Raw genomic sequence first — 9701 nt, forward strand, 5'->3', positions numbered from 1 at the left:
AAATATGATTTTGTTCCATAATAGATTTCTTCCACTCCTGCAAGAGTGTCCTAAGAATGAGCTAAAAGAGATAGCCGACACGCTCAAGGCAACAAAGGAACTGATGTTAAAAGTGAACAGTCTGCGCCAGCAGGCTGGTTTGTCCGCAATAGAAAACTAACATTTCATTTGGTGATTGATTAAATGCTTGTGAAAACAACCGATGGAACGCCGGATGCGGTGAAAGTCGCACGTCCGGTGTGGAGTGGGGGAAAATCCGGCGATAACTTCAAAGGATTACCTATCACTATAGATAGAGAGGTGTTGCAGGGTGGTTGAACTATTTAACAAAGATACAAACACCGATGACAGACAGTCATCAAAAGGGAATCAATCTGATACAACAATGGATTATCCGATGAGTCAGGAAACATTTAATTTGATAGGAAATGTAACCTCAAAAACATTTTGCTATGACTTTGATGAGCAATTGGATATTGCGGAACAGTTATACGGAACCCGGATTAAGTTAGGATTCAACATGCAGGATGTACGGTCTCTGCTATCTGAAGAACCGTACTATCCGGAAGATGTAAAGAGAAGAGTTCAGGAAATCATCTTTGAACGAATACGTAAGTATAGATATTTGTGTGAAAAATAATAGGCAGATTCAATCTGATATCCTATTCAGAACAGCATTTTCAACATGAATAGAGTCCTGCGGGGAGTCTTGTAAATATCCGTATTTTCTATATTTTGACGGGGTAAATCCGGTTCTCTGCCGGAAAACTTTCGTGAAATAACCAGGTGTATCGAATCCCAGTGATTCAGATATCTTCTGCACCGGATCCGCAGTATAAATCAAAAGATATTTAGCAATACGTATTTTTTCACCGGTTATGAACTGAAGCGGCGGACAACCAAAAGACTCATCGAAGATCCGTATAAAATGATATTTGCTGAGGCAGACAGATTGGGCAAGTTCATCAACACTAATATTGCGGTGCAGATTATGGGAAATGATGTGCCAGACATTTTTTCGGAATTCCTGTCTTTTCGGGTTTTCATTTTCTTCTTTCATCTGATGATAAAGCTTCTTGAAAATCTCAAGCAGCATTGTGTAATATCGTTCGGACAGCGCAAAAATATCCGGGTCCGGGCAGTCGGAGAGCCGGTAACAGCCAATCAGCCGGGAGCACATTTCTTTGTCCGCTGATTTAAAGGGCAGCGGCAAAAGCTTTTGGATTTGCCGGATAATTTGAACAACCGGCTCCCCGTTAAGATGTATCCAGGCAATCCGTGAAGGCGTGTCTTCGTCAAAGTAGTATTGGTGTGCCAAATGCAGGTCCATAAGGATATACTCTCCCGGATCTACAGCAATTTTTACTCCATTTTGGATGCACCAAAGGCGGCCGGAGATTGTGTACATTATCAGGTAATTATTGAAACTTTCCCGGTTGATGCAAAAACTCGGGTTGGATTCAAAACCCATTCCATCACTGTAGCAAAGCAGTTTTTTTGTATATCATTGGGTGAAATAAAACATCGGAAATCGGACTTCATATGCAGCACCTCCTCTCTGTGAAAGTATACAGCAGTTTTGCTAAAACAGCAATAATTTACAATAAATACAGCAACATTCTTTCTTCCAACAGGCAGTGGACTGTGGTTTAATGAAAGAAAAACAGGGAATATAGGTGAATAAAATGGAACAGGTAAAAATTTTACGCAAGCTTGCACATCAATACTATGAACAGGCTATGGATCCTGTGAATTTTGAGAGGATGCAGCTTCATAGGGCTGTCAACGATCTGAAAATGCAGCGCCCGGTGGTGCTGATGAATGAGATTCCGTTCCACGAGCTGAATGTTGACGGCTCGCTCACACTGCAATGCGAGGATCCCGTGCTCCGGCTTGCGGAGGAATATATGCGCAGGAAGTTATTTCAGTGGAGATATTTTCCCGCGGATATGATACTTCCCCCATATGTTCCGGTTAAGAAAGTGATGGAGGACAGCGGAATCGGAATCGAAGTCAAGGAAGAACAGTTGAGTGTGGACAGCCGCAATGAAATCGTGTCCCATGAATATTATGACCAGCTGAGAACTGTGGAGGATATTGAAAAGATTAAGCTGCCGGTTATCACTTATAACTATAAAGAGACAATGAAGCAGTATACAAAGCTTGCTGAGGCGATCGGAGATATTGTGCCTGTTCGAATGGAAGGACATAACTGTTATTTATCGCCATGGGATCAGATATCTACTTATCGCGGAGTGACTAATCTGTTGATTGATTTGGTAGATGACCCGGAATTCAGTCATAAGGTAGTGAATAAAATCTATGAATGTGAGGAAAGCAGGCTGCAGCAGATGGAAGAGCAGGGGCTGTTTGAACTTACTCCATATGATATCCATTGTACTTCTTCGCTTAACAGTGATCTGCCGGGTGGCTATGACGGCGGAAAGGTGATGCGCAAGAACATCTGGGGGCGTGGTATGGCGCAGATTTTCAGTTCAGTTGGCAAGGCAATGCACGAGGAATTTGACATAGACTATATGAAAAGGGCAATGGAGCCATTCGGTCTGGTGTATTATGGATGCTGTGAACCTTTAGATAAAAAGATAGATATCGTTGAGAAGCTGCCGCATCTCAGAAAAGTTTCCATTACGCCATGGGCGGATGTGGATGTTGCGGCAGAGGCGATCGGCAGCCGTTACGTTATGGCGAATAAGCCCAACCCTGCCGCGGTCAGCGTCAAACTGGACGAAGATGCGCTGAGAAGGGAGATTGGGCGCACGCTGGCGGCAGTGAAACGCAATGGCTGCAGCTGCGACATTGTACTTAAAGATATCAGCTCTGCAGGGAATGACCTGAATAACCTGGTGCGCTGGGAACGGATTGTGATGGAGATGGTGGAGGATTTTTAGGATGTCTCTTCCTCAGCGGATTTCCCCATCCCCTTCAACAATAAATAAACTTATAAATGAGCGCTTCCCAATGGGGGCGCTCTTTTTTTATAGAGTAGGTGTCGCATTCCTGTATAATATATAATTTGTAAATCAATTCTATAATATATGAAGTGCTATTGCAATAACACTTATTATATTTGAACGAAATCTATAATAAGTAAAATAGCACCTTTTTTGAGTGTACTGTTTTTGAAATATATTTACAATTATTGAAATAGTAGTGACAAAGCTTATGAAATATAATGAATGTAACATAGGTAATTGTGCAAATCTACCAAAGAATAATTGGAGAATCTTCTTATTTATACAAAAATGTGAATCAAAGCAAAAGTAAAGAAAGGGAGTATAGGGGTTCGAAAGACCGTTATATGGAGTCTATGGAGCAGTTTTCAATAAAAATAATTGGAAGCTGTTCTCTAAATATCAGACTGAAAGGAGGATTACGAATAAAAATAAGGCACAGATAAAAAGTAAAATAGTTTTTAAAGGAGAAGCAGGATGGGCAAGAAAAGAAAATTTGTAAGAAAAGCGATAAGCGGGATCCTATCTTTTTGCATGATCTTGTCATTTGGAATGACGGTATCTGCTACAGGAGCGGACACGAAAGGACTGCCACCGGATTCGGATCAGAACATTGTTTTTGAGGATGACTTTAATTCTTATGAACTGGGTGATGCAGCAGATGGCGAGATGCCAAAGTACAAAGATTTAAAAAACATGACCATTGTAGATGGGGAAGCGGGGGATAAAGCAGCACAGATCGTGAACGGAGGGTATTTTGAAATAGATGATATCCCGGCGGACAGGCAGATCCAGTTTGATTTTAAATATGATCAGCCTTATTCAAGATGGGGCGGGCTCTATGTAAAGGCTTATAAAGGCAGCGGAGAATATTACTTTTCATTAAATCCGCAGTTTTCTACCAGAATATTCATCTCATATGGAACTGAAAATCTTGCGGAAAATAAAAGCAAGGTGATGAATCAGGATACCTGGTATACATGCAAGGCAGTATTAGAAGGTAAAAAGATGTCTGTCAAAGTATGGGAAAGAGATACTGAAGAACCGGCAGACTGGGATCTTTCTTATGTCAAGGAGAACTTTGTTCCAGAAGAAAAAGCAGCATTTTCATTACAGGTTGATACACTGGGATCGGCTACAAAAACTTTAGTGGATAACGTAAAGATCAGTACTTTGGACACTTCTTCTAAAGTGCAGCTTGATGTTACCAGTTCTGATCCTGAAAAAGGTGAGGTTTCCGGAGGGGGAAGCTTTAATATTGGAGAAATGGCAACGGTTACGGCAAAGGAAAAAACGAACTATCGTTTTGTCAGTTGGACAGAAGATGGAAATATTGTCAGCACAGACAGGGTATATACATTTGAAGTAACCGGCCGACGCAGTTTAGCCGCAAACTTTGAAGAACTGGGAGAGCCAGAATATGAGTATTTTGCAGATGACTATGAAAGCTACGAGGAAGGTCCTGCGACAAAAGACAATATGCCGCCTAAATACGTAAGAATCGACGAGGGGTACAGTATCAGCAGTTTAGAGAATAATAAAACGCTGAAAATGAACACAATTGACGGTTCAAACCGTTCTGCATATCTGGACTGTGATCTGATAGACAAACAGGTACAGTTTGACTTTTATTATGACAAGGACTTTACATCTCACGATGGTTTTTATGTGAAATTGCATGCCCAGCCGAATTCCGGCGGAGCGGATAATGAGTATTACTTTTCTATTAATCCAAATTTCGGGAACACGAATCTGATTGTATCATGCAATACAACAAATCTTACCAAGACTCAGAAAAGTATGTCGAAAGAAACCTGGTATACGTGTAAGAGCCGGATCTACGGCAGTCGTATCATGGTCAAAATCTGGGAAACAGGAACTAAAGAGCCAGGTACATGGGATACAAATTCCGAGCTCAAAGGATTTGAACTGAAGGCAGATGGGACAAGGTTCAAGGTCGAATATGTAGACCGTACCGGTAAGGTAAATGGTTATATCGATAACTTTTCAGTTAAGACATGGGAACAGCTTGCAGAAAAAGCTTCTTATAAAATAGAAGTAAAGACAAATGATGATTCTATGGGAACTGTAGAAGGATCAGGTACATATCTGGAAGAAAACGAAGTTACGATTAAGGCAAAGCCAAATAAGAACTACAAATTTGTAAACTGGACGGATGAGCAGGGTGTGGAAGTAAGCAAAGAGGAAGAGTACAAATTTTATGTCGGCAGCGACCGGATACTTACTGCTAATTTTAAAGAGGCTGAATTGGAAATCCTTTCTTTCACCGCTGACGGGCTTACACAGCTTGCAGAGATTGATGCAGATACAAAGACAGTGAATCTCAGATTTTCAGCGGATACAGATCTGGCAAATGTAAAGCCGGCATTCTACTACGAACCGGGATTTATCCCGTCGGTGCTTCCTTACGAGACAATGGATCTAAGCGGCGGAAAAGTCGAATTTGACGGCTGGACAATCAATGCTGCAAAGAATGGCCTTATGAAAGAGATCTTTGTTCATCCAGGCAAAGGAAATGATTCCAATAGCGGGGATTCTGTGGACCAGCCATTTGCTACAATTGAACGCGCCCAGCAGGCAGTACGTGAGATTGACGGCTGGACAGGCGATGTGATCGTACATATAGCAAAAGGCGAATATGCACTGGATGAAACTTTGGAATTTACAGCTCAGGATGGGGCAGATAAAGGATATGCCGTAATCTATGCCGGCGCAGGTGCGAATGATACCGTTCTTTCCGGCGGAATCAAACTGACAGACTGGAAGGAGAGCAAAGATATATCTGGAATGGAGGGTGTCTTTGAAACTTCAGTTCCGGAGGGTGTTGAATATTCAAGAGACTTGTATGTGGGGAACAAGCGGGCTGTGATGGCGCAGGAAACATGCAATGGTTCAGAAATTTCAAACAGGAATGACTATGGATATGTCGTGACAGGGAAGCTTGCCGAGATGAAATCCTGGAGAAATCAAAGTGATATTGAATTCACTTATGACGTGGGTTGGACAAGCAATATCCTGCCGGTGCAGGAAGTAAAAGAAGAAGACGGGACCGTAAAAGTCATTATGAAACCGGAGCCGTTTAAAAATTCCGCAATTAAGCTGAACTGTAATCCGAATAAACCGACGGCTATCCAGGGCGCATTTGAATTGCTGGATGAGGAAAATGAGTGGTATTTTGACAGAGAAGCAGGAAAGATCTACTATATTCCGGAGGCAGGAGCTGATCCGAATGAGATGAATATCGTACTTCCAAGACTGGAGAAACTGGCAGAAATTAAAGGTGAAAGCGGAAATAAAGTTTATGGTCTGGCATTAAAAGATATGGGATTCCATTACACGTCTTTTATGCGGCCGCACATTGACGGTCAGATAGAGCTGCAGGCAAGTTTTGTATTTGACCCGGATATGAAAGCAACCAATAACCATGACAATTTCTTAAAAACTCCTGGCAGTGTGACGGCAGCATATGTAGAAGGCATGCATGTAAATAACTGCATTTTCGGAATGCTTTCAGCCGCAGGATTTGACTATGAGGTCGGAGTAACAGGAAGTACCATTACACAGAGCCGCTTTGAACAGATCGGGGCAGCGGGAATACAGGTCGGCGGTGTCCGGGTAAGAGATGCACAGCCGTATTCTGATATAACATATGAGCAGGGTGTCCTGAATGAGTCTGCGGGAGCGGATCCGGAAAGAATTACAGAGGATGTTCTGGTATTTTCAAATGCACTGGATACAATTGGAAACAACTTTAAGGGCAGTATCGGTATCTGGGCCGGTTATGTCAGAGACTGTACAATCGCACAGAACCAGGTAACCAATGTGGCATACAGCGGTATCTCAGCCGGATGGGGCTGGGGAATCTGGGATAAAGGCGGAAGAGCAGATCAGAATTACTATAAATTCGATACTCCGTCTATACAGGAACGTTATCTAATTGAAAATAATAATATTACAAACTGTATGAACCGCCTGAATGACGGCGGGGCAATTTATACATTGTCCAATATGCCGGGAACCGTTATCCGCGGTAATTTTATTCATGATATTCCGGCGCCATACGGTGCAATTTATCTGGATGAAGGAACCGGAGGTGTAGTCGATATTTCACATAACGTCGTTTACAATGTGTGGAGACCATATTTCTATCACACAGTTGCACATTATGCACAATATGAGAAAGAATCACAGGAAGCTCAGCATGATAACTTCTTTACAGCGGGTGAACCGACAAATCCGGAAGATCCGGCATTGATGGCAATTAAGGCAAAGTCGGGTCCTGTTGAAGGAATGGTACCTCCGGAATTAGGGGCGCCATCCGAAGATCCTGTCATTACGGAATTGAAAGTGGTATCACCTGCTAAAGTGAGCTATCAGATCGGTGATGAATTCGATCCGACAGGAATGAAGGTTATAGCTATCTATTCAGACGGAAGCGAGCAGGATGTAACAGCTGAGGCACAGACAGACGGATTCGACAGCTCATCTGCAGGAGAGAAAACAATTACTGTAAGTTACGGCGGTGCAAGTGCAACATTTAAAGTAACGGTAGCTGAAAAGAAGCCGGTTAAAAAAGAGATACTCCAGAAGACTTACAACTATGCACTGACTTTAAGCACGGAAGGTGTGGTTGACAGCGCCGTGAAATTTTTCGAAGATGCAAAGCAAAATGCTGAAGCAGTACTGATCAATCCAGAGGCAACCCAGACAGATGTAAATGAGGCATGGAACATGCTGGTCGATGCAATTCACGGATTGGGTATCTATCAGGGAGATGCAGAGATGCTTCGCCTGCTTATAGACAAAGCGGATGAGATGACAGCGGAGAAGGACAAATACGTTGATACAAACTGGAGCCAGCTTGAAGATGCCCTGACGCAGGCGAAGGAACTTCTGGGGACCGGAGATGCGCTCGAGGAAGATATTGAAAAAGTATCAGATCAGCTGCTGAATGCAATTTTACAGCAAAAGCTGAAAGCAAATAAGGACAATTTAAACGGACTGATTGAAAGGGCACAGAAGATAGACTTAACGGGTTATACAAAAGAGAGTGTTGCAGCGTTAAACCAGGCATTAGGCCGGGCCCTGGCTGTGATGAATGACGAGAAATTGAGTTCTGATGATCAGGAGACAGTAGATAAGGCATCTACGGAATTAATACGTGCACTGGATGGACTTGTTGCCAAAAATGAAAATAACGGTGGAAATGGAGGCAACGGCGATAATGGTAACAACGGAAATGCAGGTAACGGAAATACCGGCAATGGCAGTAACGGAAACAATAATGCGGCCGGCAACAAAGACAATGGGAATGCGAATGTAAATAAGGGAGTCAAGACCGGAGATTCATCACCAGTCATGATACTTATTACAGCAATGCTTATCTGCCTTGCAGCAGGAACAGGCGTAGTAGTTGCAATGAAAAGAAAAGCTAAAAAAAAGTAAGTAAGAATTAGACAAAACGGCAGCAGGTAAATCCTGTCTGCCGTTTTGTAAGTCGGGTAAGTCCTTTCAACGCCCAACTCCCCACTTTGTTTCTTGAAATTTGGGTATGCACGTGCTATTCTGATGATATTAATAGCGGCAGGCAGTTCAGCCACTTCTAAGCCGCATGACATCTCATTTCGGTGTTTCAGATTCGAAACAGATTCCGTGAATGACTAAAAAGCATAAGAGAGGAGAGTGCCTATGCACAGAGGACTACAAGAGTATTTTCCGCAAATCAGGACACGAAAGGAGGTGCTGAAAGATATATGTATACATCCGGAATGTCTGAGACAGTTTGAACTCTGGAGCCAGGAAAGCTGCACAGGAAAATGCTGCAAAGGCAGAAGCGAAAGCTGCAAAAGCAAAAGAAGCGGAAATCCTGGCAGAGAAAAGAGCGACAGAAGCAGTGAAAGAGGTTGAAGAACTGAAGCGTCTGTTGGCGAGTTTGCAGCAGGACGGCAAATGATCTGTGGGGAAAGTATCAGGATCAATAAAAGGGACCGGATTTTCGGTCTCTTTTTCGTGCTTTATATGGTCTATATGGGATCGTGTATAGGGTCGGCAGAGCGATCGCTTATATAAAATTAAAAGAGGATGCCTCTCTGAATTAACGATTCTTTTTCATTAGCATATACTAACCATATAATGTCTTGAAATGGAAGTGTATATTATGAATCCAAAACTGCCGTATTACATGGCATATCCTATGCCCCTTGCGTATGATGATGAGAAGATTGAACGGAGAGACTTCGAGTATATGAAGAGTCTTTATCCGGCAATGGCGAAGAAGGTTCTCCCTTATGTGGAAGATGAGTGTGACAGAATGGAGTACGATTGCAGCATGATGTATGACGAATATCCGGATAAGCTGCAGCTCCGAATGATGTGCAGCCGGATATATGATAATGTACGTAAACATGAGAAAATGTTTTATGGGGAAGGGTATGAAGATATTTTCCCGGAGGAAATGATGGAAGACCAGGCAATACGCCTTCCGGGCCGCACGCCGCAGGATGACCGTCCGTCAAGGTCAGACTCCCGTCCGGACGAAGACCGTCCATTCATGCCAGACCGCCGTTTGGACGAAGACCGTCCATTCAGGCCGGACCGCCGTTCGGACGAAGACCGTCCATTCATGCCAGACCGCCGTTTAGACGAAGACCGTCCATTCATGCCAGACCGCCGTTTAGACGAAGACCGTTCATTCAGGCCAGACCGCCG

General features: G+C 43.1%; 6 protein-coding genes. 5 read left to right on the forward strand and 1 reads right to left on the reverse strand.

The window, feature by feature from the left end; genetic code table 11:
* Positions 1–310 precede the first annotated feature (310 nt).
* The gene (locus HMPREF0240_RS18350; RefSeq protein ID WP_009004917.1) at positions 311–640 is read left to right on the forward strand and encodes a hypothetical protein; all 330 of its coding nucleotides are present in this window, start codon (positions 311–313) and stop codon (positions 638–640) included.
* Between the two features lie 9 nt (positions 641–649).
* On the opposite strand, the gene HMPREF0240_RS18355 is transcribed toward HMPREF0240_RS18350, so the two are convergent.
* Positions 650–1471 (reverse strand): AraC family transcriptional regulator, encoded by an 822-nt coding sequence (locus HMPREF0240_RS18355; RefSeq protein ID WP_009004918.1) that lies wholly within the window; start codon positions 1469–1471, stop codon positions 650–652.
* A 214-nt stretch (positions 1472–1685) separates the two neighbouring features.
* Here HMPREF0240_RS18355 and HMPREF0240_RS24735 point away from each other — a divergent pair, with 214 nt between their 5' ends.
* The 4 genes from HMPREF0240_RS24735 to HMPREF0240_RS25090 all read left to right on the forward strand — a co-directional run.
* A complete protein-coding gene (locus HMPREF0240_RS24735; RefSeq protein ID WP_035314091.1) occupies positions 1686–2909 on the forward strand; it encodes a hypothetical protein in 1224 nt (407 codons plus the stop codon).
* 540 nt (positions 2910–3449) lie between these two features.
* Positions 3450–8438: a bacterial Ig-like domain-containing protein gene (locus HMPREF0240_RS18365; RefSeq protein ID WP_009004920.1), complete on the forward strand. Its 4989-nt coding sequence runs from the start codon at positions 3450–3452 to the stop codon at positions 8436–8438.
* 337 nt (positions 8439–8775) lie between these two features.
* On the forward strand, positions 8776–8946 hold the full coding sequence (locus tag HMPREF0240_RS24490; protein WP_009004921.1) for a hypothetical protein: 171 nt from the start codon (positions 8776–8778) through the stop codon (positions 8944–8946).
* Between the two features lie 204 nt (positions 8947–9150).
* Positions 9151–9701 (forward strand): hypothetical protein (locus HMPREF0240_RS25090; protein WP_347462629.1); only part of this gene is annotated, 551 nt, incomplete at its 3' end.

Origin of the sequence: Clostridium sp. D5 (genome assembly GCF_000190355.1) — a bacterium.
In the GTDB taxonomy this organism is placed as follows: Bacteria; Bacillota; Clostridia; order Lachnospirales; family Lachnospiraceae; genus Faecalicatena; species Faecalicatena fissicatena_A.

Coding starts and splice junctions, on each gene's coding strand:
- HMPREF0240_RS18355 (WP_009004918.1), bottom strand. CDS start 1,471: ATGGGTTTTGAATCCAACCCGAGTTTTTGCATCAACCGGGAAAGTTTC.
- HMPREF0240_RS24735 (WP_035314091.1), top strand. CDS start 1,686: ATGGAACAGGTAAAAATTTTACGCAAGCTTGCACATCAATACTATGAA.
- HMPREF0240_RS18365 (WP_009004920.1), top strand. CDS start 3,450: ATGGGCAAGAAAAGAAAATTTGTAAGAAAAGCGATAAGCGGGATCCTA.